Annotated in this window: 31 protein-coding genes and 1 other RNA gene; 12 read left to right on the forward strand and 20 right to left on the reverse strand. The window is 62.8% G+C overall.

The genetic code is table 11. The annotated features are described in order from the left end of the window. Positions 1 to 63 precede the first annotated feature (63 nt). Entirely contained in the window at positions 64 to 285 is a 222-nt protein-coding gene (gene rpmE / locus ACLGL5_RS03865) for a 50S ribosomal protein L31 (RefSeq protein ID WP_010912060.1), read from the forward strand. Positions 286 to 521: 236 nt separating this feature from the next. On the opposite strand, the gene ACLGL5_RS03870 is transcribed toward rpmE, so the two are convergent. Beyond that, positions 522 to 1,151, reverse strand: a complete 630-nt coding sequence (locus ACLGL5_RS03870; protein ID WP_069090363.1) for a TetR/AcrR family transcriptional regulator — start codon at positions 1,149 to 1,151, stop codon at positions 522 to 524. A 125-nt stretch (positions 1,152 to 1,276) separates the two neighbouring features. On the opposite strand from ACLGL5_RS03870, the gene ACLGL5_RS03875 reads away from it, so the two are divergent. After that, positions 1,277 to 2,095 (forward strand): NAD(P)H-binding protein, encoded by an 819-nt coding sequence (locus tag ACLGL5_RS03875; protein WP_069090364.1) that lies wholly within the window; start codon positions 1,277 to 1,279, stop codon positions 2,093 to 2,095. 10 nt (positions 2,096 to 2,105) lie between these two features. After that, positions 2,106 to 2,582 (forward strand): anthrone oxygenase family protein, encoded by a 477-nt coding sequence (locus tag ACLGL5_RS03880; protein WP_069090365.1) that lies wholly within the window; start codon positions 2,106 to 2,108, stop codon positions 2,580 to 2,582. Between the two features lie 30 nt (positions 2,583 to 2,612). Here the strand turns inward: ACLGL5_RS03880 and ACLGL5_RS03885 are convergent, their stop codons facing one another. From ACLGL5_RS03885 to ACLGL5_RS03895, 3 genes are all read right to left on the reverse strand, one after another. Further along, a complete protein-coding gene (locus ACLGL5_RS03885) occupies positions 2,613 to 2,960 on the reverse strand; it encodes an Rdx family protein (RefSeq protein WP_069093205.1) in 348 nt (115 codons plus the stop codon). Between the two features lie 29 nt (positions 2,961 to 2,989). Continuing rightward, positions 2,990 to 3,739: a YebC/PmpR family DNA-binding transcriptional regulator gene (locus ACLGL5_RS03890; protein WP_010912066.1), complete on the reverse strand. Its 750-nt coding sequence runs from the start codon at positions 3,737 to 3,739 to the stop codon at positions 2,990 to 2,992. 210 nt (positions 3,740 to 3,949) lie between these two features. After that, complete coding sequence (locus ACLGL5_RS03895; protein WP_069090366.1) at positions 3,950 to 4,273, reverse strand: ArsR/SmtB family transcription factor; 324 nt, start codon at positions 4,271 to 4,273, stop codon at positions 3,950 to 3,952. A gap of 51 nt (positions 4,274 to 4,324) precedes the next feature. Between ACLGL5_RS03895 and ACLGL5_RS03900 the strand changes: the two genes are divergently transcribed. From ACLGL5_RS03900 to ACLGL5_RS03915, 4 genes are read left to right on the forward strand one after another with little or no spacing between them, the layout of a single operon-like run. Then, on the forward strand, positions 4,325 to 4,807 hold the full coding sequence (locus tag ACLGL5_RS03900) for an SRPBCC domain-containing protein (RefSeq protein WP_069090367.1): 483 nt from the start codon (positions 4,325 to 4,327) through the stop codon (positions 4,805 to 4,807). Positions 4,808 to 4,829: 22 nt separating this feature from the next. Next, complete coding sequence (locus ACLGL5_RS03905) at positions 4,830 to 5,222, forward strand: VOC family protein (protein WP_020629069.1); 393 nt, start codon at positions 4,830 to 4,832, stop codon at positions 5,220 to 5,222. A gap of 57 nt (positions 5,223 to 5,279) precedes the next feature. After that, on the forward strand, positions 5,280 to 5,642 hold the full coding sequence (locus tag ACLGL5_RS03910) for a glyoxalase/bleomycin resistance/dioxygenase family protein (protein WP_019861776.1): 363 nt from the start codon (positions 5,280 to 5,282) through the stop codon (positions 5,640 to 5,642). A 26-nt stretch (positions 5,643 to 5,668) separates the two neighbouring features. Then, positions 5,669 to 6,136 (forward strand): SRPBCC family protein, encoded by a 468-nt coding sequence (locus tag ACLGL5_RS03915; protein ID WP_027047499.1) that lies wholly within the window; start codon positions 5,669 to 5,671, stop codon positions 6,134 to 6,136. A 20-nt stretch (positions 6,137 to 6,156) separates the two neighbouring features. Here the strand turns inward: ACLGL5_RS03915 and ACLGL5_RS03920 are convergent, their stop codons facing one another. The 4 genes from ACLGL5_RS03920 to ssrS all read right to left on the reverse strand — a co-directional run bounded on the left by ACLGL5_RS03920 (position 6,157) and on the right by ssrS (position 8,738). Beyond that, entirely contained in the window at positions 6,157 to 6,924 is a 768-nt protein-coding gene (locus tag ACLGL5_RS03920; protein WP_019861779.1) for a TerC family protein, read from the reverse strand. A gap of 78 nt (positions 6,925 to 7,002) precedes the next feature. After that, on the reverse strand, positions 7,003 to 7,827 hold the full coding sequence (locus ACLGL5_RS03925; RefSeq protein ID WP_019861780.1) for a TIGR00282 family metallophosphoesterase: 825 nt from the start codon (positions 7,825 to 7,827) through the stop codon (positions 7,003 to 7,005). A gap of 70 nt (positions 7,828 to 7,897) precedes the next feature. Next, positions 7,898 to 8,485: a 5-formyltetrahydrofolate cyclo-ligase gene (locus ACLGL5_RS03930; RefSeq protein ID WP_027047500.1), complete on the reverse strand. Its 588-nt coding sequence runs from the start codon at positions 8,483 to 8,485 to the stop codon at positions 7,898 to 7,900. A gap of 97 nt (positions 8,486 to 8,582) precedes the next feature. Then, positions 8,583 to 8,738, reverse strand: a non-coding RNA gene (gene ssrS, locus ACLGL5_RS03935) — 6S RNA. 136 nt (positions 8,739 to 8,874) lie between these two features. Between ssrS and ACLGL5_RS03940 the strand changes: the two genes are divergently transcribed. The 5 genes from ACLGL5_RS03940 (at position 8,875) to msrB (ending at position 12,759) form a co-directional block, all read left to right on the forward strand. After that, a complete protein-coding gene (locus tag ACLGL5_RS03940; protein ID WP_069090368.1) occupies positions 8,875 to 9,714 on the forward strand; it encodes an AAA family ATPase in 840 nt (279 codons plus the stop codon). Between the two features lie 78 nt (positions 9,715 to 9,792). After that, positions 9,793 to 10,239: a GNAT family N-acetyltransferase gene (locus tag ACLGL5_RS03945; protein ID WP_019861783.1), complete on the forward strand. Its 447-nt coding sequence runs from the start codon at positions 9,793 to 9,795 to the stop codon at positions 10,237 to 10,239. Positions 10,240 to 10,246: 7 nt separating this feature from the next. Continuing rightward, positions 10,247 to 11,437 (forward strand): vWA domain-containing protein, encoded by a 1,191-nt coding sequence (locus tag ACLGL5_RS03950; RefSeq protein ID WP_019861785.1) that lies wholly within the window; start codon positions 10,247 to 10,249, stop codon positions 11,435 to 11,437. Between the two features lie 18 nt (positions 11,438 to 11,455). Further along, entirely contained in the window at positions 11,456 to 12,253 is a 798-nt protein-coding gene (locus ACLGL5_RS03955; RefSeq protein ID WP_019861787.1) for an MBL fold metallo-hydrolase, read from the forward strand. A gap of 101 nt (positions 12,254 to 12,354) precedes the next feature. Beyond that, complete coding sequence (gene msrB, locus ACLGL5_RS03960) at positions 12,355 to 12,759, forward strand: peptide-methionine (R)-S-oxide reductase MsrB (protein WP_010912078.1); 405 nt, start codon at positions 12,355 to 12,357, stop codon at positions 12,757 to 12,759. Positions 12,760 to 12,828: 69 nt separating this feature from the next. Here msrB and ACLGL5_RS03965 read toward each other — a convergent pair whose 3' ends face one another. The 12 genes from ACLGL5_RS03965 to ACLGL5_RS04020 form a co-directional block, all read right to left on the reverse strand. Beyond that, entirely contained in the window at positions 12,829 to 13,137 is a 309-nt protein-coding gene (locus ACLGL5_RS03965; RefSeq protein WP_019861788.1) for a hypothetical protein, read from the reverse strand. A gap of 7 nt (positions 13,138 to 13,144) precedes the next feature. Further along, positions 13,145 to 13,585, reverse strand: a complete 441-nt coding sequence (locus ACLGL5_RS03970; RefSeq protein ID WP_019861789.1) for a hypothetical protein — start codon at positions 13,583 to 13,585, stop codon at positions 13,145 to 13,147. A gap of 149 nt (positions 13,586 to 13,734) precedes the next feature. Next, complete coding sequence (locus ACLGL5_RS03975; RefSeq protein WP_010912082.1) at positions 13,735 to 13,995, reverse strand: DUF2312 domain-containing protein; 261 nt, start codon at positions 13,993 to 13,995, stop codon at positions 13,735 to 13,737. Between the two features lie 160 nt (positions 13,996 to 14,155). Continuing rightward, entirely contained in the window at positions 14,156 to 17,614 is a 3,459-nt protein-coding gene (pyc, locus tag ACLGL5_RS03980) for a pyruvate carboxylase (protein ID WP_069090369.1), read from the reverse strand. 293 nt (positions 17,615 to 17,907) lie between these two features. Then, positions 17,908 to 19,023 (reverse strand): branched-chain amino acid ABC transporter substrate-binding protein, encoded by a 1,116-nt coding sequence (locus tag ACLGL5_RS03985; protein WP_019861791.1) that lies wholly within the window; start codon positions 19,021 to 19,023, stop codon positions 17,908 to 17,910. 137 nt (positions 19,024 to 19,160) lie between these two features. Continuing rightward, a complete protein-coding gene (locus ACLGL5_RS03990; protein WP_010912085.1) occupies positions 19,161 to 19,508 on the reverse strand; it encodes a DUF6867 family protein in 348 nt (115 codons plus the stop codon). Between the two features lie 110 nt (positions 19,509 to 19,618). Continuing rightward, positions 19,619 to 20,347, reverse strand: a complete 729-nt coding sequence (locus tag ACLGL5_RS03995) for an ABC transporter ATP-binding protein (protein ID WP_010912086.1) — start codon at positions 20,345 to 20,347, stop codon at positions 19,619 to 19,621. Continuing rightward, on the reverse strand, positions 20,347 to 21,822 hold the full coding sequence (locus tag ACLGL5_RS04000; RefSeq protein WP_064981260.1) for an ATP-binding cassette domain-containing protein: 1,476 nt from the start codon (positions 21,820 to 21,822) through the stop codon (positions 20,347 to 20,349). The genes ACLGL5_RS03995 and ACLGL5_RS04000 overlap by 1 nt, the downstream gene beginning before the upstream one ends. Next, entirely contained in the window at positions 21,822 to 23,417 is a 1,596-nt protein-coding gene (gene livM, locus ACLGL5_RS04005) for a high-affinity branched-chain amino acid ABC transporter permease LivM (RefSeq protein WP_019861792.1), read from the reverse strand. The genes ACLGL5_RS04000 and livM overlap by 1 nt, the downstream gene beginning before the upstream one ends. Before the next feature lie 4 nt (positions 23,418 to 23,421). Further along, positions 23,422 to 24,324 (reverse strand): branched-chain amino acid ABC transporter permease, encoded by a 903-nt coding sequence (locus ACLGL5_RS04010; protein ID WP_019861793.1) that lies wholly within the window; start codon positions 24,322 to 24,324, stop codon positions 23,422 to 23,424. Positions 24,325 to 24,661: 337 nt separating this feature from the next. Beyond that, positions 24,662 to 25,663, reverse strand: coding sequence for a 4-hydroxyproline epimerase (locus ACLGL5_RS04015; protein WP_069090370.1), 1,002 nt, complete (start codon positions 25,661 to 25,663; stop codon positions 24,662 to 24,664). A gap of 17 nt (positions 25,664 to 25,680) precedes the next feature. Next, complete coding sequence (locus tag ACLGL5_RS04020; protein WP_069090371.1) at positions 25,681 to 26,994, reverse strand: NAD(P)/FAD-dependent oxidoreductase; 1,314 nt, start codon at positions 26,992 to 26,994, stop codon at positions 25,681 to 25,683. Between the last annotated feature and the right edge of the window lie 2 nt (positions 26,995 to 26,996).

The raw sequence follows: 26,996 nt of genomic DNA on the forward strand, positions 1-26,996 counted from the left end.
AAAAGAGGCGCATCGACGCAGGCTCATGCCCGTCAGCCGCGCCGGCAAGCCAGGAACCGAACCATGAAGAGCGCTATTCATCCCGACTACCACACCATCAAGGTCGTCATGACCGACGGCACCGAATACACGACCCGTTCGACCTGGGGCAAGGAAGGCGATACGATGAACCTCGACATCGACCCGACCACCCACCCGGCCTGGACCGGCGGCCAGCAGACCCTGCTCGACCGCGGCGGCCGCCTCTCCAAGTTCAAGAAGCGTTTCGAAGGTTTCGGCCTCTAAGCCCACTTCGGCATTGTCGCAGATCAAAAACCCGCCTCTTGTGGCGGGTTTTTTGTTGCGATGAGGTGACGCGCCTCGAGCTGGCCCTCATCCCCCGAACTCCCCCTTGTAGTGAGGGGGACCGAGGGTCTGGGTGCGGGTCTGACGCCGCCCCTTCGCACACCGACTTGCCGGGGGCGGGGCGCGGGTTTCGCCCGTCCTTCGAACCCCCACGAGGGGGAGGATGGGGAGGCATTCTACCCGTCCAACAATTCCCGCAGCGCCATGCGCTTGTAGGCTGCGACCAGCCTGTCGCCCTCCTGCCGCTCGACCGAGATGGCCAGCCGCATCGCGGCCTCGCCCATTTGCCAGACGAGGAACGCCGTGGTCTCCAGCGAGACAGGGTCGGCGCCGGGACGCAATCGCCTCAGCACCGCCACCAGGAATTCGGCATTGGCCCGGCTGTCGGCGAGTTCGAGCTGACGCAGCGCCTTGTCGGCCTGGGTGCCCGACCAGATGTCGCGCATCACCGGTTCGGCCAGGAATAGCCCGTAATAGATATCGACCAACTCCGAGAAAGCCCGCCGCAGGCCTTCGGCGTCGCCGACATCCTTGAGCGCGGCCGAGATGCAGGCCTGGCTCTCGGCGGTGTAGCGCTCGGCCAGCGCCCAGATGATCGCCCGCTTGTCGGGAAAGAACTGGTAGAGCGAGCCGATCGACACCCCTGCCCGTTCGGCGACTTCGCCCATGCGCATGGCATCGCTGCCTTGCTCGGTGATCAGCGCCGAGGCCGCGGCCAGCATGCGCTCCACCCGCTCGCGGCTGCGCTGCTGGCTTGGCGCCCGCCGTGGCGAAGCGATCTGCTCGTTGGCCGGCGTGCCTTCCATGGACTGTCTCCAACAACGCATTCGGCACAATCGCCGAGAGAATGGCTTGACACACAAAATACGAGGGTTTATCACGTTTTGCAAATGTGAGGATTACTCATGTTTTCAAGCAGAGGAAAACCACCATGAGCGACACCAAACCAATTCTTATCCTCGGCGGCACCGGCAAAACCGGCCGCCGTCTTGCCGAGCGGCTGACGGCGCGCGGCATTCCGGTACGGATCGGCTCCCGTTCCGGCACGCCGCGCTTCGACTGGGAGGTTCCCGCAAGCTGGGCTCCCGCACTCGAGGACGTCAGCGCGGTCTACATCAGCTACTATCCCGACATCGCCGTGCCGGGCGCCGCCGAAGTGATCGATGCCTTAACCCGCCTTGCCATGGAGCATGGCGTTCGCCGGCTGGTGCTGTTGTCGGGCCGCGGCGAGCATGAGGCGCAGCGCGCCGAAGAGATGCTGAAGGCTTCCGGGGCCGACTGGACGATCCTGCGCTGCGCATGGTTCTCGCAGAATTTCAGCGAAGGCTTCCTCGTCGAGCCGCTGCTGGCGGGCGAAGTGGCACTGCCGGTCGGACCTGTCGGCGAACCCTTTGTCGATGTCGACGACATCGCTGACGCCGCCGAAGCGGTGCTGACTGAGCCCGGTCATGTCGGCCAGCTCTATGAGCTGACGGGGCCGCGGTTGTTGAGCTTTGCCGACGCGGTCGCCGAAATTGCCAAGGCGACCCGACGCGACATCCGCTTTGTCAGAATTTCGCATGACGAGTTCACGGCCGCTGTCGCGTCGCATGAACTGCCATCCGAAATCGTCTGGCTGCTCGATGAGCTGTTCACCAAGGTGCTCGACGGCCGCAACGAATCGCTCACCGACGGCGTCCAACGCGTGCTCGGCCGGGCACCGAAAGACTTTTCCGCCTACGCAACCGAAACCGCCGCTAGCCGAATCTGAAGTAATTGAGATGAGCAAGCTTGTTCCCGCCCTCACCATCATCGCCGCAATCGGCTCGGGCGTCGTCGGCGGCGTCTTCTTCGCCTTTTCCAACTTCGTCATGGCGGCACTTGCCCGGCTGCCCGTCCCGCAAGGCATCGCCGCGATGAATTCGATCAACATCACGGTGATCACGCCGACTTTCATGACGGCGCTTTTCGGCACCGGCCTGCTCTGTCTGGTGCTTATCGCGGCCGCCCTCATGGGCTGGAGCCAGTCCGGCTCGTACTGGCTGCTTGCCGGCGCGGTGCTCTACGTGATCGGCAACCCTATCGTGACCATGGTCTTCAACGTGCCGCTCAACGATGCGCTTGCCGCCATCGACCCGGCCAGCAGCAATGGCGCCGCCGTGTGGGCCAACCATCTGAGCCAATGGGTGATGTGGAACCACGTCCGCACCATCACAGCCATCATGGCGATGGCCTGCTTTATCTTCGCATTGCTGTGAAGAGGTTTTGCGAAACACAAAGGGCCCCGCTCAGGCGGGGTCTTTTTGCGTGTGCCCCTCTGACGTGTTGCCCTTGCGGTCGGAATGACCGAGATCGCGATCGGGGTCGATCACGTCGCGCACCAGCTGCTTGAGTTTTGCCGCATCGGGAAAGCCGCCGTCGCGCTTGCGATCCCAGATGAAAACATCATTGCAGGAGATGGTGAAGACGCCGCCGGTGCCAGGCACAAGCGCCACTTCGCCGAGATCTGTGCCGAAGGTCGAGAGCAGTTCCTGCGCCATCCAGCCGGCACGCAGCAGCCACTGGCACTGCGTGCAATAGGTGATGCGGATGGCGGGCGACGGCGTCTCGCTCCTATCGGATTGAGCTTCGCTCATATCGATTGAGCCTTGGTCATCCCAACCGATCACGCCGCGCTGAGCTTGGCCAAGGTCTCGTCGTCGACTTCGAAGTTGGCGTAGACGCTTTGCACGTCATCGTCGTCCTCGAGCGTGGCGACCAGCTTCATCAGCGACTGTGCCCGTTCCTCGTCGACCGGAACATTGTTCTGCGGCCGCCAGATCAGCTTCACCGATTCAGCTTCGCCGAGCGCGGCTTCCAGTGCCTTCGACACCTCGCCGAGATTCTCGAAGGCGCAATAGATCGTGTGGCCTTCCTCGTCGCTTTCGACATCGTCGGCGCCGGCCTCGATCGCCGCTTCCATGACCTTGTCGGCGCTGCCGGCCGATGCCGGATAATAGATCTCGCCGACGCGGTCCCACATGAAGGACACCGAACCGGTTTCGCCCATCGCGCCGCCGGCCTTGGTGAAGGCCGCGCGCACATTCGACGCCGAGCGGTTGCGGTTGTCGGTCAACGCCTCGACGATGACGGCGACGCCTCCTGGGCCATAGCCCTCATAGCGCACGGCCTCGTAGTTTTCGGCATCGCCCATCGACGCCTTGTTGATGGCGCGCTGGATGTTGTCCTTCGGCATCGACACCGCCTTGGCGTTCTGGATCGCCAGCCGCAGGCGTGGGTTCATCGATGGGTCGGGCGTGCCGCTCTTGGCGGCCACGGTGATTTCGCGCGCCAGCTTGGAAAACATTTTCGACCGCACCGCGTCCTGACGGCCCTTGCGGTGCATGATGTTCTTGAACTGTGAATGGCCAGCCATGGCACCCCTGTCGTGTTCGGCTAGAGCATCTCGCAGCCAGGTGGATCACCTCGCCCTTGCAAAATGCTCGAATTCAAATTTCAGAGCGTCCCAGGTGCAACCCGTGGAAGCACGGCGTTCTCTGCCGGAATGGCCGGCTTATAGATAAATCGGCTCAATTCGTCCAGCCGCGCCGTGCTGCCGGCAGCCAACAAGGACGTCTACAGGCGCTCATGCCTCCAGATCGGACTTCAGCCGGTCGATGATGCTGAGCGCATGGCCGGCATACTGGCTGATCCAGCGGTCGTGGATCTGCTTGATCGGCAGTGCGTTGAGATGGTTCCAGCGCTCGCGTCCGTCGCGGTGCGCAACGATCAGCTCCGCCTCCTCCAGCACCTTGAGGTGCAGCATGACGGTGCAGCGGTCGATGTCGGGGAAGGCATCGCACAGCATACCGGTGGTCTTCGGTTCGTCCTTCAGCCGATCGAGCATTTCGCGCCGGCGCGGGTGCGCCAGCGCCTTGAAAACATTGTCATCTTGCGATCGACTTGACATGTTATGTTTATATAACATATCGTCGAACCGATCAAGGATGGAGCTGTGGATATGTCTCTTGGATTCCGCGTTTCCGGCCGCATCGGCAAACCGGTCGCCGAAGTCTTCGACGCCGTCATCAACCCCAGGAAGCTGAGCGGCTATTTCACCACCATCGGCGGCGCCAGCGCGCCGCTCAAGACCGGCATCAGCGTCGTCTGGTGGGGCACGGTGCCGGTCGAGGTCGACGAGGTGGTCAGGGACAGCCGTATCGTGCTGCGCTGGGACGCCACCGACGCCGACGGCAAGCCGGCCTACAAGACCCGCATCGAGATGAATTTCGAACAGCTGGACGATGGCGGCACCTTCGTCACCATCGCCGAAAGCGGCTGGCAGGAAGGCGCGGTCGGCCTGAAGAAATCCTACCTCAACTGCGAGGGCTGGTCGCAGATGCTGGCCTGCATGAAGGCCAATGTCGAATACGGCATCAATCTGCGCGACGGCTATTACCGCAGCGAGATGAAGGGCGAACCCGCCAACGAGACCAATGTTTGAGCAGCGAAAACGGAGGCCAGCGATGACGAAAGTAACACCGTTCCTGATGTTCGAGGGCAAGGCCGAGGAGGCGATGGCGCTTTATTGCGAGACCATTCCCGGCAGCAACATCCTCGACATCACCCGCTATGGCGCCGGTGAGGATGGCCCGGAAGGGACGCTGAAGCTGGCGCGCGCTTCGATCGCCGGCCTGGACGTCATGGTCTTCAACAGCCCCGTGCACCACGCCTTCGGCTTCACGCCGTCGGTCTCGTTCTATATCGACTGCTCCTCCTCGGAGGAACTGGACCGCATCGTCGACGCACTGGCGAAGGATGGCGGGTTCCTGATGCCACCCGACAATTACGGTTTCAGCCGCCGCTTTGCGTGGTTGAACGACAGGTTTGGTGTCTCCTGGCAAGTCAACCTGGCCTGACCGAACCTGGCCGAAACGATCACGAAGACACCCAAGCGCAGCGCAATGGAGACAGCAATGACGACGAAAATCACCGGCGGCATCAACATCGCCATGAAGGTGCCGCCGCATCAGTTTGAGGCGACGATCGCCTTCTACCGCGATATCGTCGGCCTGAAGCCATTCACCGCCAAGGCTCCGGCGATCGGCTTCGAGCTCGGGCCCAACCGCCTATGGATCGACGAGGCGCCGATGTTGAGCCAGGCCGAGGTCTGGCTGGAACTGTTCACCGAGGATTTCACGACCGCTGCCGCACACCTCGCCGAGGCCGGCGTCGTGCGTTGCGATGCCATCGAGCCCTTGGGCGAAGGCTTTCGCGGCGGCTGGATCACCAACCCGGCCAGCGTCGTCCACATGCTGCGCGAGCCCGACGCCTGGTGAGCGCCAAGGCCAGAAAGGAGACCGCCATGGAGATCCGCGAAACCCCGACAGCCGAAGCCGGCATGCTGATCCGGCGGCCTGTCGCCGAAGTGTTCGAGGCCATCGTCGATCCAGCCGTCACCACCAAATTCTGGTTCACTCATGGCAGCGACCGGCTGGACAGCGGCAAGGAGGTCCGCTGGGAATGGCGCATGTATGGCGTCTCGACGACAGCCAAGGCCAGCGAGATCGTCAGGAACGAAAGGATCGTCATGCAATGGAGCGATCCGCCGACCACGGTGGTCTGGACCTTCAACGAAATGCCCGGGGATGCGACCTTTCTCGAGGTCCGTAACTTCGGTTTCGCCGGGACGGGCGACGAGCAGGTTAAGGAAGCGATCGGCTCGACCGGTGGCTTCACGCTGGTGCTGGCCGGCGCCAAGGCCTGGCTGGAACAGGGTCTGACGCTTGGCCTGATAGGCGACCGCCACCCGAAGGGCGTGCCGGGGCGTTAGATGCCCCAGCACCCCGATGCTCAATGCCCGTCGCCGGGCTTCGCTTTCCTGCGCCGCCGCGCCAGCATGTTGAGCCCCTCGACCAGGGCCGAGAAACCCATCGCCGCGTAGATGTAGCCCTTGGGCACGTGGTAGCCCATGCCGTCGGCGATCAGCGTCATGCCGATCATCAACAGGAAGCCCAGGGCCAGCATGACGATGCTGGGGTTCTTGGCGATGAAGTTGGCCAGCGGACCCGCCGCCAGCATCATCACGCTGACGGCCACGATCACGGCGATGTACATGATGGCGATCTCGTCGGTCATGCCGACGGCGGTGATGATTGAATCGATCGAAAAGACGAGGTCGAGCAGCAGGATCTGGAAGATCGCGCCGGCAAGCGAGATCTTGAGCGTCTCACCCATCATCGTGTCCTTGTGGTCGTCGGGATCGACCGTGTGATGGATCTCCTTGGTCGCCTTCCACACCAGGAACAGGCCGCCGGCGATCAGGATCAGGTCGCGCCAGGAGAAGCCATGGCCGAAGGCGGTGAAGACCGGCGTCGTCAGCTGAACGATGATCGAGATGGTGGCCAGCAGCACCAGCCGCATGACCAGCGCGGCCGAAATGCCGAGCCGGCGGGCGCGAGCCCGCTGCGCTTCCGGCAGCTTGTTGGTCAGGATCGAGATGAAGATCAGATTGTCGATGCCGAGCACAATCTCGAGCACCACCAGCGTCAGCAAGGCGACCCATGCGGTTGGATCGGAAACGAATTGAAAATGCGGCGCAAGAAATTCGATAAGCTGCATGGAGGTCGTTGTCCCCTCTTTTAACGATCTGAAGCAGATGTCGTCGGCAGTTAGGTACTGCGCGCGCCTATATCAATGTCATGACCAGAAGGATGGAGCCGTTTCTTCCAGTCTGGGCCCGCGACGAAACGGCGCGATCTTCTCGGTCAGTCCGGTACGATCGGAAATATTGACACCGACCCCACACAAGGTCGCCGGGCCGGTCGCTGCCTCGAAGCGCCCCTTCGGCACTTTCGACAGGAACCGGTTGAGCGGTTCCTCCTTGTCCATGCCGAGCGAGGAATCATAGTCGCCGCACATGCCGGCATCCGACAGATAGCCGGTGCCGCCATTGAGGATCTGGTGGTCTGCGGTCGGCTGGTGGGTGTGGGTGCCGACGACTAGGCTGGCGCGGCCGTCGACAAAATGCGCGAAGCACATCTTTTCCGAGGTTGCCTCGGCATGGAAGTCGATCACCACCGCATCCGCCTGCTCGCCCAGCGGGCAGGCGGCAAGCTCGCGTTCGCCGGCCTGGAACGGATCGTCGAGTTCGGGATGCATGAACACCCGGCCCATGATGTTGGCGACCAGCACGCGCGCGCCGCTTCTGGCGATGTAGACGCCGGAGCCGCGCCCGGGTGTCCCTTTGGGAAAATTCGACGGACGCAGGAAGCGTTCTTCGCGCGGCGCGAAGGCCAGCGCATCGCGCTGATCCCAGACATGATTGCCGGTGGTTACGACATCGGCGCCGGCCGCGATCGTCTCGCGAAAGATCTCCTCGGTGATGCCGAAGCCGCCGGCGGCATTCTCGCCATTGACGATGACGAAATCGAGTTTGAAGTCCGATATCAGGCCGGGCAGTTGTTCCCACACCGCCGTGCGTCCCGTTTTTCCGACCATGTCACCGAGGAATAGAAGTCTCATATGATCCCGCACCGAAAGTCAGCGAAGCAAAAGCTGCATGACATCCGCGAAAAGATCATGCCTCCATTATCTACAATTTTGGCGTGAAGCGGCGCAACCCGCTCTCGGTGAGTATTTCCGGGATGATCACGTCATGGTTCTCGTCCGGAACCTGTGCCACCTCCTGGCAGTCGAAGGCGATGCCGATCAGCCGGGGCGTATGCCCCTTGTCGACGAGCTTCGCGATCGCGCGGTCGTAATAGCCGGCGCCATAGCCGATGCGGTGGCCGCGCGCGTCGAACGCGGCGAGCGGCACCAGCATCACCTCGGGATCGAGCACCTCGGCCTCTTCATGGGGCCCGACCGTGCCGAAGCCCATGTCGACCATCGGCGCGCCGCGCACCAGTTCGCGAAAGACGATCGTGGTCTTGTCGAGAATGGCGGGCAGGCAAAGCCTCGCGCCCTGTTCACGCAAGGCAAACATCAAGGGCCTTACGTCGACTTCCGAACGCATCGGCCAGAAGCCGGAGACGATTTGGCCGGGCTCGATGGCGAGATGATCGCGCGCCGTCTCGGCCATTTCGAGCGCCATCTCCACCCGCCAGAATTCATCGAGCGCGTCGCGGCGTCCAAGCGCCTGGAGTCGCAGCTGTTTTTTCTGGTCTTTGAGAGATGTCATGCGCGGACGATAGAAAAGGCCGGATCGGGATGGCGTGTTGGGAGCGACGTTTTCCACCGCATCATCCACCGAAATGCGTGGATACAGGGGCAAGAAGTGACGATCCACACAACCGGTGGAGAGAGCGATCCCGGGAACCTACAAAGTAGGTGGGCGCCGTGTGAGAAAACCCACGGGTCTTCCCAGGGACAGCTCCCTAAGGATCGTTAAGGCCCCGGGGAAAATGTTCTCCTGCCGGGAAGCACAGACCGTCCCTCCCAATATAGGCCGCTCAGCGGTCAAGCGCCAGTGACGCAGGCAGTCTCGGCGGCTTTATTCGCCATCCGCGCCGCACCCTTGCACAGGCCGGGCGGCGTCCTTACGGTCACAGGGTGAACCAAGGAGCAAAAATGCGTTTCGAAGGCACGGCGGCCTATGTCGCCGACAAGGATCTAATGGTGGCCGTCAACGCGGCGATCGCGCTGGAGCGGCCCCTGCTGGTCAAGGGCGAGCCCGGCACCGGCAAGACTGAGCTTGCCCGCCAGGTGGCGGCGGCACTTGGCCTCGATCTCATCGAATGGCACGTCAAATCGACGACGCGGGCGCAGCAAGGCCTTTACGAGTATGACGCCGTGTCACGGCTGCGCGACAGCCAGCTTGGCGATGCCAGGTTCAACGACATCAAGAACTACATCAAGCGCGGCAAGCTGTGGGACGCCTTCGCGGCCGGCAAGAAGGTCGTGCTCCTCATAGACGAGATCGACAAGGCCGACATCGAATTCCCCAACGACCTGCTGCAGGAACTCGACCGGATGGAGTTCTTCGTCTACGAGACCGGCGAGACCATCCGCGCTGCTATCAGGCCGATCGTCATCATCACCTCCAACAATGAGAAGGAACTGCCGGACGCCTTCCTGCGCCGCTGCTTCTTCCACTACATCCACTTTCCCGACGTCGACACGCTGCACAGGATCGTCGACGTCCATTATCCCGGCATCAAGCAGAATCTGGTGCGCGCGGCACTTACCCAGTTCTACGAGATCCGCGAGGTCCCAGGCCTGAAGAAGAAGCCGTCGACCTCCGAGGCGCTCGACTGGATCCGCCTGCTGGTCGCAGACGACATCGCGCCCGAGGATTTGCGCGCCGACCCGAAGAACGCATTGCCCAAACTGCATGGCGCACTGCTGAAGAACGAACAGGACGTGCATCTGTTCGAGCGCCTGGCCTTCATGGCCAGAAGACAGCAATAGCGCTTTCCCCGACCGTGGACCGTTGCCGCGGGCCGGACAGGACGGCAGCTTCGGCCACAACCTTTCGCAGGAGATGAAATGTCCGAGATTATTGTCCGCCCGCTCGCACAGTCCGACCACGCCGACTGGAAGCGCCTGTGGACCGACTACCTTACCTTCTATGAAACCAGGCTGCCGGAAGAGGTCTATGCCGTCACCTGGAAGCGGCTGTTCACGGAAGGCGAATTCGAGCCGAAGGGTTTTATCGCCACGCTCGACGGCAAGGCGGTCGGCCTCACCCACTATCTCTACCATCGCTCAGGCTGGTCCGAGAAAAACAACTGCTACCTGCAGGACTTGTTCGCCGACCCGGACGTGCGCGGCAAGGGCATCGGTGCGGCGCTGATCAATGCCGTAAAGCAGGAAGCGGCAAAGATCGGCGTCAAGAATGTCTACTGGATGACGCACGAAACCAATGCCACGGCGCGCAAGCTCTACGACCACGTGGCGCGCCGCACCGGCTTCATCGAGTATGATCTGCTGTAGATAGACAATGTTCATCCCCTTCTTCCTCGAACTGAAGGCCGCACGTGTTCCCGTCTCGCTCAGGGAATATCTGTCACTGCTGGAAGGACTGGAAGCCGGGCTGGTCGACTATGACGTCGAGGGTTTTTATTACCTGGCCCGCGCCGCTCTGGTGAAGGACGAGCGCCACATCGACCGCTTCGACCAGGTATTCGCGCATGTCTTCAAGGGCATTGAAGCGCTGGGCGGACCGGATGCGGTGGACGTTGCCAACATCCCGGAAGAATGGCTGCGCCGGCTTGCCGAAAAGCATTTGACCGAGGAGGAGAAAAAGCTGGTCGAGGCGCTCGGTGGCTTCGAAAAGCTGATGGAGACCTTGAAGCAAAGGCTGGAGGAGCAGAAAGGCCGCCATCAGGGCGGCTCGAAATGGATAGGCACTGGCGGCACCTCGCCCTTCGGCGCCTATGGCTACAATCCCGAAGGCGTGCGCATCGGCCAGCACGAAAGCCGCAACCGCCGCGCCGTGAAGGTCTGGGACAAGCGCGAGTTCCGCAATTTCGACGATGCCGTCGAGCTCGGCACCCGCAACATCAAGATTGCGCTGAAGCGGCTGCGCCGCTGGGTGCGCGAGGGCGCCGAGGAGGAATTCGACCTGCCCGGCACCATCCACGCCACCGCCGAACATGGCTATCTCGACGTGCAGACGCGGCCCGAGCGCCGCAACGCGGTGAAGCTTTTGATGTTCTTCGATGTCGGCGGCTCGATGGACGACCACATCAAAAGTGTCGAAGAGCTGTTTTCGGCGGCGCGTGCGGAATTCCGCCAGCTCGAATATTTTTACTTCCACAACTGCCTCTACGAGGGCGTGTGGAAGGACAATCGCCGCCGTCATGCCGAAGTGATTCCGACCTTCGATCTCCTCCATAAGTATGGACCGGACTACAAGGTGATCGTTGTTGGCGACGCCTCGATGAGCCCTTACGAGATCGCCCACCCCGGCGGCTCGGTCGAGCACTGGAACCCGGAGGCCGGCGCCGTCTGGCTCGGCCGCCTGCTGCAGCAATGGCCGAATGCGGTATGGCTGAACCCCGAAAGCGAAAAGAACTGGGGCTACACCCATTCGATCGCCATGATCCGCGACATCTTCGGCGGCCGCATGTTCCCGCTGACGCTGGCCGGGCTCGAAAGCGCAACGAAGCAGCTTTCCAGAAAACACTGAGCAATTTCCGGAGCCACCATGACCTGCTTCCTCTGCCTGCAATGCGGCGTCCAATTCGCGGCGACGGAGACGCCGCTGCAACACTGCCCGATCTGCGAGGACGAGCGGCAGTTCGTGCGCTGGGAAGGCCAGGCCTGGATCGCGCCGCAGGAGCTCGCTGCCGGGCATCGACTGGTGATGCGGGATGATGCCGGCGTGCTCGGCTTCGGCATCGAGCCGCGCTTTGCTATCGGCCAGCGGGCGCAGCTGGTGCAGACGCCGCATGGCAATGTGCTGTGGGACTGCATCTCGATGGTCAGCGACGAGGCGGTGGCCGAGATCAACCGCCGCGGCGGCCTGGCGGCCATCGCCATTTCGCACTGCCACTTCTACTCGGCGATGGCATGTTGGAGCGAAGCGTTTGGCGGCGTGCCGATCTATCTCCACGCCGACGACCGCCAATGGATCATGCGGCCGCATCCCTCGATCGTCAGTTGGCAAGGCGAGACGCTCGTCCTCAATCCGTCGCTCACGCTCGTCCGCTGCGGCGGCCATTTTGCCGGCAGCCAGGTGCTGCACTGGCAGCGCGAGGGCGGCAACGCCCTACTGACCGGCGACACGGTGCAGGTGACGCCGACGCGCCGCCATGTCAGCTTCATGTACAGCTATCCCAACCAGATACCGCTCAACGCGGCGGCCGTGCGCCGCATAGCGGCGGCATTGGAACCATTCGCCTTCGACGATATCCGCGGGGCATGGTGGGACCTGAACATCATCGGCGGTGGCAAAACGGCCTTGGCCACCTCTGTCGCGCGCTATCTCGCGGCGATAGGATGATGATGGCGAGCGAGAATGCGGGCAAACCTTGTAACAAATGCCTATTTGTTGCGAATATGAGGTTGCAACAAAGAACGAGCCGCCAAGGCTGAGGAGATCAGATGGACACCCACACCTACCCCGTCACCCGCACCGATGCCGAATGGCGCGCCCGGCTGACGCCGGAGCAATATGCGGTCATGCGCAATCACGGCACCGAGCGGCCGGGCAGCTGCGCTTTGCTCTACGAGAAGCGCGCCGGCACATTTTCCTGCGTCGGCTGCGACCAGCCGCTGTTCGAATCCAAGCTGAAGTTCGAGAGCGGCACCGGCTGGCCGAGCTTCAACGACCCGGTGCCCGGCTCGATCGAGACCACCGTCGACCGCAGCTATGGCATGGTCCGCACCGAGTGCCATTGCTCGCGCTGCGGCAGCCATCTCGGCCACGTCTTCGAGGACGGCCCGCCGCCGACCGGTCTGCGCTATTGCATCAACGGCGTGGCGCTTAATTTCGAGCCGGCGGCCTGAAGGGGCATCGCGCAGGCTTTCAGCAAAGGGCGGCTTCGGCCGCCCTTTTTCATGCTGCGTTCCGCCTGCTCAGATCACAACCGTGGCGATGAGCCAGAGCGCCGAGCCCAGCAGCATCAGGGAGGCCTTGGCGCCCGATTTCTCGGCCGTCCGCCAGACCGCGATGGTGAGAAAGATGTTGTAGGGCACCGGTGCGAAATGCACCGCCAGCACGAGCCCGAGCGGCATCTTCAGCCCAAGCAGGATCAGAGCGACCACGGACGAGGCAATGCTGATCCCCGTCCCGACCAGCAGCATGTCGCGCCAGAACAGCCGGTCGATCGGCACCTGGCCAAGCCAGCGCGAGCGGAAGAAGGATCCGGCGCCTTCCGGGGACACCGGCGCCCTACCCCTGTCCGAGCACATCGACAACGGCGCGCTCGACGCGCGAGCATTCCGTCACCAGCCAGTCGGTCATGGCGGGCCAGTTGTCCTCGGCAAAGCAGTTGACCCGCCACATCGAATTGATGCCGAGGCCCTCGCAACTTTGTTCCGGCCTGAGGTTGAGCCTCTCTTCGATCGCCGGCTGGAACGGCTTCAACCGCGACCAGCTTTGCGTGGCGCCGAACTTTTCGTTGCGGCCGAAAAAGACGCCGACATGGTTCTGCGCCGGCGCGACATACATGGAAATGACCAGGGCGAAATCAGGCAGCCCGCGCTGCCAGAACCAAGGCCCGCGCCGCGCCAGCCGGGCTCTTTCCTCCGGATGCCGTTCGGCGAACAGCGACCAGAAGCCGCGATGGCGGAACTCCGAGGCGCGACGGCCGCCGAAATCGAATTCGCTCATGGTTCAAACCGTATCTCCGGTAACCGCATCGGGCACCGGGCGGTTAGAGCATGATCCCGAAAAGCGGACTCCGGTTTTCGGAAAAGATCATGCTCAAACAAAACATAGAGCCCCATCCCGATTTGATCGGGATGGAACAGGCTCTAATGTTACACCATGCCGAGCGCGGCCATGTACAGATCGAGGATGGCGTCCTCTTCCTGGCGCTCGGCCTGGTCTTTCTTGCGCAGCCGGATGATGGTGCGTATCGCCTTGGTGTCGAACCCCGTGCCCTTGGCCTCGGCGAACACTTCCTTGATGTCGTCGGCGATCGTCTTCTTTTCTTCCTCGAGCCGCTCGATGCGTTCGATGAGGGCACGCAGCTGGCCGGCGGCAACAGTCTGGCTGGTCTCGGTGATATCGTCGGCCATGTTTTTCTCCAAAATTGGTTCTGGGCCGCGACTCGGCGAAAGACGGCGGCAAATTTGAGCCGGTTCGATGCCCGACCGGCGGCGGCGGGTCAAGCTGTTATCGAACAAGGCATGAGGGCTGCCGACAGAAGCCGACAGCCTGCCCGCTCTTTGCCGGGTCTTAAGCGAAGGCGATCAGCAGATCCTTGGCATCGATCTGGTCGCCGGTCTTGACCAGCACTTCGGCGACGGTGCCGTCGCGCTCGGCATGCAGGGCCGTTTCCATCTTCATCGCTTCGATGGAGAGCAGCACGTCACCGGCCTTCACCGCCTGGCCGGTGGCGACCGAAAGGGCGGAAACCACGCCCGGCATCGGCGCGCCGACATGCGCCTCGTTGCCGGGCTCGGCCTTGCGGCGCGCCTTGGCGGCGGAGGCGCCATGCGCCCGGTCCGGCACCTTCACGCGCCGCGGCTGGCCGTTGAGCTCGAAGAACACGGTGACCATGCCCTTGTCGTCGACATCGCCGATGGCGAGGCAACGCACGACAAGCGTCTTGCCCTTCTCGATGTCGATGAAGATCTCGTCTTCCGACTTCATGCCGTAGAAATAGGTCGGCGTCGGCAGGACGCTGACCGGCCCGTAGGTCTCCTGCGCGCCGGCAAAGTCGGTGAACACCTTCGGATACATCAGCCAAGAGGCGAACTCGTATTCCGAGAGCTTGCGCTCGAGCTTCTCCTCGATCTCCTTGCGGCTGGCCTTGAGATCGGCGGGCCTCAGGAGCGAGCCGGGCCGCGCCGTGATCGGCTTGTCGCCCTTCAGCGCCTTCTTCTGCAGCGCCGCCGGCCAGCCGCCGGGCGACTGGCCGAGATCGCCGCGCAGCATCGAGACGACCGAGTCCGGGAAGGCGATATCCCTGGCCGGGTTCTCGACATCGGCGACGGTGAGGTCCTGGCTGACCATCATCAGCGCCATGTCGCCGACGACCTTGGATGACGGCGTCACCTTGACGATGTCGCCGAACATCAGATTGACGTCGTGATAGGTCTGCGCCACCTCGTGCCAGCGCGTTTCCAGCCCGAGCGAACGCGCCTGCTCCTTGAGGTTGGTGAACTGTCCGCCCGGCATTTCATGCAGATAGACTTCCGAGGCCGGCCCCTTGAGATCGCTTTCGAAGGCGGCATACTGGTTGCGCACCGCTTCCCAGTAGAACGAGATCTTGCGGATCCATTGCGGGTCGAGGCCTGGGTCGCGCTCGGTGCCCTTCAGCGCCTCGACGATCGAGCCCAGGCAAGGCTGCGACGTGTTGCCGGAGAAGGCATCCATCGCCGCGTCGATGGCGTCGACGCCGCTCTCCACCGCCGCCAGCACGGTCGCCGCCGACAGGCCAGACGTGTCGTGGGTGTGGAAATGGATCGGCAGGTCGGTCGCCTCGCGCAGCGCCTTGAACAGCACGCGGGCCGCCGCCGGCTTCAACAGGCCCGCCATGTCCTTAACGGCGATGATGTGGGCGCCGGCGGCCTGCAGTTCGCCGGCCAGGCCGACATAGTATTTCAGGTCGTACTTGGCCCGCGCCGGATCGAGAATGTCGCCGGTATAGCACATCGCCGCTTCGATCAGCTTGCCCTCGGCGCCGACCGCATCCATGGCGACGCGCATGTTCTCGACCCAGTTCAGGCAGTCGAAGACGCGGAACAGGTCGATACCGCCGCTCGCCGCCTGCTTGACGAAATGCTGCACGACATTGTCGGGATAATTGGTGTAGCCGACGCCGTTGGCGCCGCGCAGCAGCATTTGCAGCAGCAGGTTGGGGGCCGCCTCGCGCACCAGCGACAGCCGCTCCCAAGGATCCTCGGTGAGAAAGCGCATGGCGACGTCGAAGGTCGCGCCGCCCCAGCATTCGAGCGACAGAAGCTGCGGCAGGGCGCGCGCATAGGTGCCGGCAATATTGGCAATGTCATGCGTGCGCATGCGTGTCGCCAGCAGCGACTGGTGGCCGTCGCGCATGGTGGTATCGGTGACCAGAACTTCCTTCTGCTCGCGCATCCAGCCGGCGAATTTCTCCGGACCGAGCACGTCCAGCTTCTGCTTGCTGCCGCCCGGCACATTGCCGTTGAGATAGGGGACGACCGGTGCTGCCGCATCGGCCTTCGGCATCGGCCGGCCGCGCGTCTCGGGATGGCCGTTGACGCTGACATCGGCCAGGTAGTTGAGCAGCTTGGTTGCGCGGTCCTGGCGCTTGACCTGCTGGAACAGCTCCGGCGTCGTGTCGATGAACTTGGTCGTATAGGAGTTGTCGGCGAAGCTCGGGTGGTTGATGATCGCTTCGAGGAAGGTGAGGTTGGTGGCGACGCCGCGGATGCGGAATTCGCGCAGCGCCCGGTTCATGCGGGCAATCGTCTCGGCCGGCGTCGGCGCCCAGGCCGTCACCTTCTCCAGCAGCGGATCGTAGAAGCGGGTGATGACGGCGCCGGAATAGGCGGTTCCGCCATCCAGCCGGATGCCGAAGCCGGTGGCGCCGCGATAGGCGGTGATGCGGCCGTAATCCGGGATGAAATTGTGCTCGGGATCTTCGGTGGTGATGCGGCACTGCAAGGCATGGCCGTTCAGCCTGATGTCCTTCTGCGCCGGCACGCCCGATTGCGGTGTGCCGATGGCGAAACCGTCGAGGATGTGGATCTGCGCCTTGACGATGTCGATGCCGGTCACCTGCTCGGTGACGGTATGCTCGACCTGGATGCGCGGGTTGACCTCGATGAAATAGAATTTCCCGGTATCGGCATCCTGCAGGAACTCGACCGTGCCGGCGCCGATATAGCTGGTCTCGCGCGCGATCTTCAGCGCGTAGCCGCAAAGCTCCTCGCGCTGCGCCATTTCGAGATAGGGCGCGGGTGCCCGCTCGACGACCTTCTGGTTGCGGCGCTGGATCGAGCAGTCGCGCTCGAACAGGTGCACGGCATTGCCATGCGTGTCGCCAAGCACCTGCACCTCGACGTGGCGCGCGCGCTCGATCAGCTTTTCGAGATAGACCTCGTCCTTGCCGAAAGCGGCCTTCGCCTCGCGCTTGCCTTCCGTGACCTCGCGGGCGAGATCGGCCTCGGAACGGATGGCACGCATGCCGCGCCCGCCGCCGCCCCAGGAGGCCTTCAGCATCACCGGATAGCCGATCTCCTTGGCCAGTTTCTTGACCGCCTCCATATCGTCCGGCAACGGATCGGTGGCGGGAATGACAGGCACGCCGACTTCGATGGCGAGATTGCGCGCCGCGACCTTGTTGCCGAGACGGCGCATCGTGTCCGGCTTCGGTCCGATGAAGGTGATGCCCGCTTGCGCGCAGGCTTCGGCGAATTCGGGGCTTTCGGACAGAAGCCCGTAGCCGGGATGGATGGCATCGGCGCCCGAGAGCCTGGCGACGCGGATCACCTCCTCGATCGACAGATAGCTCTCGATCGGCCCCATATCCTTGATGAGATGCGGACCGCGCCCGACCTGGTAGCTCTCGTCGGCCTTGAAGCGGTGCAGCGAATATTTGTCTTCCTCGGCCCAGATCGCCACGGTTTTGAGGCCCAGTTCATTGGCCGCGCGAAAGACGCGGATGGCGATTTCTGACCGGTTGGCGACGAGGATCTTCGTGATGGCCAAGGACTGGGCTCCAGCAGCGGAAGGGACGGGAAATCGGTGCAATGATTAGCGTGAAAATGCTGCAGTGCAAACAAAATCAGCGCCGGTTTAAACCGATTTAAATCAATTATCCGGCCAACACTCGCACGCCTTAGCCCCAACGGACGGAACAATGGCGACAATTTCGATCCTGGATGCGATCTCTCCGCCTGAGGGGAGCCGGCAAGAAAGATCATCGGCCGACCGAACGCGCCAAAAGAAAATGCCCGGCGCGTTGCGCCGGGCATCTTGGATTTCAGACCTGTCAGAGCAGCTTATTTCGGGAACCAGGAATACTTGCCGTCGTCCTTCTTCTTCCACTCGTACATGATGTAGCCCGGCAGCTTCGGGTCGCCCTTGGCGTCATAGGCAAGATCGCCCAGAACGGTCGGGAACGGGCCGTTTTCATGCATCGCCTTGGCAACGGCCTGCGGATCGTTCGTCTTGGCGGCAGCAGCCGCCTCGGCGACCACCTGCACGGCGGCGTAGGCGTAGAGCGTGTAGGCTTCCGGCTCGAAGCCCTGCGCACGGAACTTCTCGACGAGTTCCTTGTTGGCCGGGATCAGGCGCGGATCGGGTCCGAACGTGTTGAGCGTGCCGGCGACGGCGTCGCCCGCGATCGCCGCGAGTTCGTCCGTCACGATGCCGTCACCCGACATCATTGGTGCCTTGAGGCCCTGGTCCGCCGACTGGCGGATGATCAGGCCGGCTTCGGTGTGCAGGCCGCCCCAATAGATCAGGGTGACGCCGGCTTCCTTCATCTTGGCGATGAGCGCCGAGAAGTCCTTGTCGCCGACATTGACGCCTTCATACATCACTTCCTTGACGCCGGCGGCGTTCATCGCCTTCTTGGTTTCATCGGCGAGGCCCTGGCCATAAGGGGTCTTGTCGTGCACGACGGCGACCTTGGCATCCTTGAAGTTCGCGGCGATATAGGCGCCGGCGATGCTGCCCTGCTGATCGTCGCGTCCGCAGGTGCGGAACACGTTCCACAGACCGCGCTCGGTGAACTTCGGGTTGGTCGCGGCCGGGGTGATTTCGACGATGTTGTTTTCGGCGTAGACTTCCGAGGCCGGGATCGAGACGCCCGAGTTGAAGTGGCCGATCACGAACTTGACGCCGTCGCCGACGAACTTGTTGGCAACCGATATGCCTTGCTTCGGGTCGGAGACGTCGTCGCCGACTTCAAGCTTGATCTGCTCGCCGTTGATGCCGCCCTTGGCATTGATCGCAGCGACCGCCGCCTCTGCGCCCTTCTGCAGCTGTGCGCCGAAGGCCGCGTTCGGACCGGTGATCGGACCGGCAACGCCGAACATTACATCAGCCCACGCGTTGCCGCCGAACGCGACAAGCGCGGTCAGGGCGACGGCGGACAAAAGTGACTTTTTCATTTAAACGCTCCCATTAACGGAGTGGGCGTGGATGAAGCTTTCATGCGATGCCCACCCTTATCGCAGAAAGCATAGTTTGCCGATTTTCAGGCACTTGTCACGCCGATTCATCCCTGACCCGGCGTTAATGATGAACCTCAACCTTTCGGTTTCCAGCTCAAGATTGAAGCTCTTTCGTAGAGCCAATTATACTGTGTGACCATCTGGTTGGTTCGTGTGTATTGATAGCCGACGAAGCCCAATATCATCAGCACGATGGTGTCGACGATATAGTACTGCAGCGAGAACATCGTGCCGTCGAACAGCGCATGATGGATGAAGCGGATGCCGATGCCGAGACCCAGCAGATAGGCGAAAAGCTGGATGAAGGAGCGCCATGTCTGGGCGCTGGCCTTGCCGGTCATCCAGGCCGCCCAGCCGCCGAGCAGGCAAGTGACGAAGAAGAACTGCCAGATCGAGGGTTCCTCATAGAGAATGCCCTGCATGATGAAGTCTCCCTAGCACGATCCCGAAAAGTTGCAGACTTTTCGGACAAGGATCATGCGACAAACAAACAAGTTGGAGCGGGATACCGGATGCACATTCCGCTCCAAACTCAGTGATGTCCGCCTTCGAGATAGGCGGCGCGCACTTCCGGATTGGCGAGCAGTTCCTTGCCGGTGCCGCTCATCGTCACATTGCCGTTGACCATGACGTAGCCGCGCGTGGCGAGCTTCAACGCGCCGAACGCGTTCTGCTCGACCAGGAACACGGTCAGTCCTTGCGTGCGGTTCAGCTCGCGGATGGCATCGAAGATCTGCTTGACGATCAGCGGCGCCAGGCCCAGCGACGGCTCGTCGAGCAGAAGCAGCTTCGGCCGCGCCATCAGCGCGCGTCCGATCGACAGCATCTGCTGCTCGCCGCCCGACAGCGTGCCGCCGCGCTGCGCGATGCGCTCCTTGAGCCGCGGGAACAGCGTGAACACCTTCTCGACGTCCTCGTCATAGTGTTTGAGGTTGTCGAGGCTGGCGCCCATCTGCAGGTTTTCCATCACCGTCATGCGCGGAAAGATGCGCCGGCCTTCGGGTGACTGGGCGATGCGCATGCGCGCGATCTCGTGCGTCGGCAACTGGGTGATGTCGGTACCGGCGAAGGTGATGGTCCCTGTGCGGGCGCGCGGAGCGCCGAAAATGGTCATCATCAGCGTCGATTTGCCGGCGCCGTTGGCGCCGATCAGCGCCACGATCTCGCCCTCCTTGACGGTGACATCGACGCCGTTCAGCGCCCGGATGTTGCCGTAGTAGGTCTCCACGCCCTTGATATCGAGCAGCGTTGTCCCGGCCATTATTTGCCCCCTCCACGCTTGCCCGACACAGGCTTGGCCGCACCGGTAGTCTTTGCGGAAGCATGGCTGGTCGCCACCTTGCCGGCATCGACGCGGCGCGAGAATTCCGTGTCCTTGCCCCGACCGAGCAGCTTGGCCTGCTTGACCCATTCCTCGCGCGCAATGCGCCCGTCAAAGGCGAGATAGGCTTCGGCAGCCTCGACATCGGCCTTCTTCCAGGCGCCGATCTGGTCGAAGTGGAAGATGCCGTGCTCGTTGAGCTTCTTCTCGTTGACCGTGCCGATACCCTTGATGCGGGTCAGGTTGTCGGCCTTGCCGCCACGAGGGGCGGCGAGGCGGTTCGAAATGCCTTCGGCCTTTGCAGCGGGCGCCTTGGCGGCCGTCTTCTTCGGTGCTGCTTTCGCCGCCGGCTTGGCCGGCGCGGCCGGTTTTGCGACGGGTTTGCTCACCACGGTTGCCGCGCGGGCATCGACCTGTGCCGCCTTCGAGGCGCCTTTCGACACCGTGACGCGCTCGCCATCGCTGTGTCCGACAGTGTCGGTCACAGGTCCGGCCAGGTATGATGACGACGTACCCGGGCCATGCGCCGCATCCGGCCCAATGTCGAGCTGCTCGATGACGTCCTCGTCGCCGACCTCGGTCAGCACGGTCTCGACCTCCTCGTCGTCGACGCCGAGATAGGCGGCGATGACGCGCGGATCGGTGCGCACCGACTGCGGATTGCCGTCGGAGATCTTGCGGCCGTATTCCAGCACCACGACATGGTCGGAAATCTGCATGACCACCGACATGTCGTGCTCGATCAGCAGGATCGAGGTGCCGGTGTTGTGCTTGATGTCCATCAAGAGCTCGTTGAGCGCCGCCGATTCTTTCGGGTTGAGGCCCGCCGCCGGCTCGTCGAGACACAGAAGTTCCGGACCCGTGCACATGGCACGCGCGATCTCGAGGCGCCGCTGCGCGCCATAGGGCAGATCGCCGGCCGGATCATCGGCGCGATCGACGAGATCGGCCTTCTCCAGCCAATGCCTGGCCAGCTCCATCGACTCGGCTGACGCCTTGCGGTAACCGCTGAAGCCGAACAGGCCAAGCACCGTATAGCCCGATGCCTTCATCAGCTTGTTGTGCTGGGCAACCAGAAGGTTCTCCAACAACGTCATGCCCGAGAACAGCCGGATGTTCTGGAAGGTGCGCGCCACCTTGGCGCGCGCCGGGATCTCATGGTTGGGCAGCCGCTCCAGCAGATAGGTCGAGCCGTCGGCCCGGTTGAGCGTGATCATGCCTTCGGACGGCTTGTAGAAGCCGGTGATGCAGTTGAACACGGTGGTCTTGCCGGCGCCGTTAGGCCCGATCAGCGCCGTGATCTCGCCGCGCCTGGCGGTGAAGGAGAGGTCGCCGATGGCGACCAGGCCGCCGAATTTCATCGACAGATGGTCGACCTGCAGGATGGCGTCGTTCATTTGCGTGGTCGCGTTCATCAGCCGTGGCCCTCCTTGGTGAAGGAGCTTGAGACAGCCCTTCGCTCCTTGAGGAAGGCGGTCGGTTCGCGACTGCCGACGAAGCCGCGCGGCTTCCACAGCATGACGATGACCATGGCCATGCCGAACAGAAGCATGCGGTAGAGTTCGGGGGTGAAGTCCGGCCCGAAGATCTGCTTGAGGAAGTCGAGTTCGCGCAGCGCCTCGGTGCCGCCGATCATCACCATCGCGGCAACCGCAATGCCGACCAGCGAGCCCATGCCGCCGAGAACGACGATGGCAAGGATGATGGCCGATTCCAGGAAAACGAAGGATTCCGGGCTGACGAAGCCTTGCCGCGCGGCGAAGAACGAGCCGGCGAAGCCACCGAACATGGCACCGGTTGCGAAGGCAGTCAGCTTGGTGGTGGTGGTGTTGATGCCGAGCGAGCGGCAGGCGATCTCGTCCTCACGCAAGGCCTCCCAGGCGCGGCCGACCGGCAGACGGCGCAGCCTGATGGTGACGAAGGCGGTAAGCAGGCACAGGCCCAGGATCAGATAGTAGAGGAAGATCTTGTAGTAGGCGCTCGAGGTCGCAATGTGCAGAACCTTGGCAATGTAGTTGGGATCCGACACGTTGAAGGTCATCAGGCCGAAGAAGGAAACCTTGGGAATGCCGGAGATACCGGCCGACCCGTTGGTGACCTCACGCCAGTTGATCAGCACCAGGCGGATGATCTCGCCGAAGGCGAGCGTCACGATCGCCAGATAATCGCCGCGCAGGCGCAGCACGGGGAAGCCGAGCAGCACCCCCCACAGAGCGGCCATGCAGCCCGCGGCTGGCAGCAGGATCCAGAACGACAGGCCGTATTGCGTGGCAAGAAGCGCATAGGCATAGGCGCCCAGTGCATAGAAGGCGACGTAGCCGAGATCGAGCAGGCCGGCGAGGCCAACGACGATGTTCAGCCCCCAGGCCAGCATCACATAGATCAGGATCTGGATGCCGAAATTGTCGACCCATTTCAGCGAGCCCTGCAGCCCTCCAGCAATCGACCAGGCGTTCAGCGACAGCACCGCGACCACGAGGATCGGGTATAGCACCAGCGCTGTGATGCCCAATTTGGTGAAGTTGGCATGGATGAAGGCGCGAAAGTAGTAGATCACGCAAGCCAGCACATAGATGACCGCCAGGGCGCGCAGGAATTGCAGATAGCCGGCAGGTTCCGCTCCCACCCATCCGGCGAGGGAGCCATTGAAGACGAACAGCAGCACCATCGCGACGACAGCCACGATGAACGCCGGCAGCGTGAAGAACCGTGACCCCACGCTGGCCGGCAACAGACCGGTGGCGACGTTGGCGATCTTCTGGTTGGCCATGAAGGGCTGGCCATAGGCGACATAGAGGAAACGGCCGACGGCCGTGGCGATCACCACGGCGGCGAGCAGGCCCCAACGCTGAGTCAGGACCAGTTCATTGGACATGTTCTGACCGGTCTTCAGACCGATGAACAGCACGAACAGGCCAAGCGCGATGGCACCGGCATAAAACGCTTCCTTAAGCGCGCGTTGGGTGGGGGTGGCGACGCTGTCGCTCTCACGAGATACGGTCACGGCCATGATCTCAGACCTTTTCGACTTCTGGCCGGCCCAATATGCCGGAAGGCAGGAAGATCAGCACGATCGCCAGGATCGAGAACGCCGCGACGTCCTTGTAGTCGATCGAGAAATAGGCCGACCACATGCTCTCGATGAAGCCGATCAGCAGCCCGCCGAGCACGGCGCCCGGCAACGAGCCGATGCCGCCAAGCACCGCCGCGGTGAATGCCTTCACACCCGGCACGAAACCGTCGGAGAAGGCCACCACGCCATAATACATCAGGAACAGCGTGCCGGCGACGGCGGCAAGCGAGGCGCCCATGATGAAGGTGATGGAGATGGTGCGGTCGACGTCGATGCCCAGAAGGGCCGCCATCTTGCGGTCCTGTTCGCAGGCGCGTTGCGCCCGGCCAAGCGAGGTCTTGTTGACCAGGTACCAGAACACCACCAGGAGCAGCGCGGTGACGATGACGATGATGATCTGCTTCAGCGACACGCTGACGCCGTTGATGTTGTAGACCTGGCTAACCATCGGCGGGATCGGCTTGTTGCGCGGACCTTGCGTCACCTGGACGAAGTTCGACAGCGCGATCGACATGCCGATGGCGGTGATCAGCGGCGCCAGCCGGAACGAACCGCGCAGCGGCCGGTAGGCCACCTTCTCGATCGTCCAGTTGTAGAGGCTGGTGAGCAGCATCGCCACGATCATCATGACCAGCAGCGCGATGACCACGGGCACCGAATAGAACAGCGCGCCGAGGATGAGGAAGACGATCAGCGCCGTGAAGGCGCCCACCATGAAGATGTCGCCATGGGCGAAGTTGATCATGCCGATGATGCCGTAGACCATCGTGTAGCCGATTGCGATCAGCCCATAGATCGATCCCAGCGTCAGCCCGTTGATAAGCTGCTGGACAAAATACTGCATGTGTACATGGCTCCCCTGGAATGTCGCCCATGCAGACGCATTCCTTTTCGTATTTCCCCTAGTCGTAAAGTTTCGAGCCCGGATTGCAACGTGATTTTTTTTGACCGCCCCGCGTGTTTCCGATTCACGTCGTTCCGACCGCCCGTTTTCTGCACCCGACCCCTGGACTATCGCGGACCCTATCATTGGCATAACGCAATGTCTTTGACGATTCGGCCGTATCATGCACCCCGTTTCGAAGAAATCGCCGTCAAAATTAGGTGATAAGAGGATTCGTTGCGTTCCTGACAGGGTTCGTCTTTTCGTCACACTCCTTTCCGCAAGGTCAGGATTCTCCTCACTTGACCACGAAACCATGCGCGAACGGATCGCGGTCGTCGATGAAGATGGTGTTCAGTCCGGTCATCCGCGCCCAGCCGCCGATCGAGGGGATGATCGCCGGTCTGCCCGCCACGGTGACCTCCTTTTCGACCTTGCCCTTGAACAGCGAACCAATGATCGATTCATGCACGAAGGCATCGCCTGCCCTGAGCTTGCCCTTGGCATGGAGTTGCGCCATGCGCGCCGAGGTGCCGGTGCCGCACGGTGAGCGGTCGATCGCCTTGTCGCCGTAGAACACGGCATTGCGGGCATCAGCCCCTTTCACCGTCGGCTTTCCGGTCCACAGCATGTGCGACAGCCTGTTGATGCCGGGGTTCTCCGGATGCACGAAGGAATATTTCTCGTTGAGCCGTTGCCGCACCACCGGGCTCCAGGCGATGAGGTCGCCGGCGGAATAATCCGCCATGTCGCGGTAGTTCTTCTGCGGCTCGACGATGGCGTAGAAATTGCCGCCATAGGCGACATCGACGGTGATCTCGCCGAGCCCGGGACATTCGACCGTCAGACCTTCGGCATGGAGGAAAGACGGCACATTGGTGATGCGCACTTCCTCGACATATTCGCCGACCTGTTTGTATTCGGCGATGACCAGCCCGGCCGGCGTATCGAGCCTCAGCACACCCGGCGTCTTCGGCTTGATCAGCCCGTGTTCGATGGCCATCGTCACCGTGCCGATGGTGCCATGGCCACACATCGGCAGGCAGCCGGAGGTTTCGATGAACAGGATGGCGATGTCGCAATCCTCGCGCGTCGGCGCATAGAGGATCGAACCTGACATCACATCATGGCCGCGCGGCTCGAACATCAGCCCGGTGCGGATCCAGTCATACTCGGCAAGGAAATGCGCGCGCCGTTCCATCATCGTCGAGCCCTCGAGCAGCGGGCCGCCGCCGGCGACCAGCCGCACCGGATTGCCGCATGTGTGGCCGTCGATGCAGAAGAAGGATTTCTTGGCCATGTCGTTCCTCGAAAAATTCAAAACCGTTGTGGACTGAAGGGGGCAAGATCAACAGACGCAACCTGCCCCAGGATGATTTCCCGGATCAACCGTGCGGTCGCCGCGGCCTGGGTCAGGCCCAGATGGCCGTGGCCGAAAGCATAGACCACCGGCCGGCTTCCCGAGGCCTTGCCGATGACAGGCACCGAATCCGGCAGCGAGGGCCGGAACCCCATCCATTCGCGCCCGCCCGAGGGATTGAGCCCGGGCAGGAACTGCTGCGCCTTCTGCAGGAGCGCCTTCGATCTGTTGAAATTGGGCGGCCGCTCGATGCCGCCGAGCTCGACGGCGCCGCCGACGCGCAGGCCCGTCTCCAGCGGCGTGATGACGAAGCCATGGCCGGAGAAGATCAGCTGCCGCTTCACGTCAAAGGCACTCCTGGGCAGCGTCGTGTTGTAGCCGCGCTCGGTCTCCAGTGGAATGCGGTCGCCAAGCTGCCGCGCCAGAAGATGCGACCAGGCGCCGGCAGCGACGATAAGGTGCCTTGCCTGCCTGGTCGTGCCATCGGCCAACGTCAGTGTCGCGCCATCCTGGTCCGCCGCGACCCGATCGATCCCAGCCCTCTCGAAGCGGGCACCCTTGGCCTCGGCGTAAGCCCACACCGCCTTGCCGAGCAGCTTTGGATCGGCCACCGTCTTCCAGCCCGGCACGAAGGTGCCCTTGATGAAGCGCGGGGAGAGGCCTGGCTGCAAACCCGCCAGGCCTTCGCCCTCGACATGGCGAAAGCCGATACCGAAGCGCTCGCGCGCGGCCCAGCCGGACAGCGAGGCGCGGAACTCGGCTTCGCTCTCGTAGAGCTCCAGCGAGCCGTCCTCGCGCAGCATCGGCCGCGTGCCGGAGCGATCGAGCAGCCCCATCCATTCGGTTTCGGCGAGCTTCATCATGCCGGCCTGGGCGGCGAGGCTGGCTTCGTATTTCGCCGGCGCGCCGGCGCGCCAGAAGCGGATCAGCCAGGGCAGCAGCCGCGGCAGGTAGGCGGGCGGAATGCTGAGCGGGCCGAGCGGATCGGCCAGCCATTTCGGCAGGTGCTTGATCATGCCCTTGTGCGCCAGCGGCAGCACGTCTGAGAAGGCGAAGGCCGCCGCATTGCCGGAGCTCGTCTCCTCGCAGATGCCGGTGCGGTCGAAGATTGTTACGCTGCACCCCGCCTCGACAAGGAAGGCAGCGGCACAGATGCCGATGATGCCACCGCCGACAATGGCGATATCTTTCCCTTGTCCCCATTCACGGGGAGAAGGCGCCCCAGCGGCGGAGCGCTGCTCCTGTTCCGGGGATTTGGAATTTTCTGGCACGT

Source organism: Mesorhizobium sp. U510 (genome assembly GCF_059180695.1).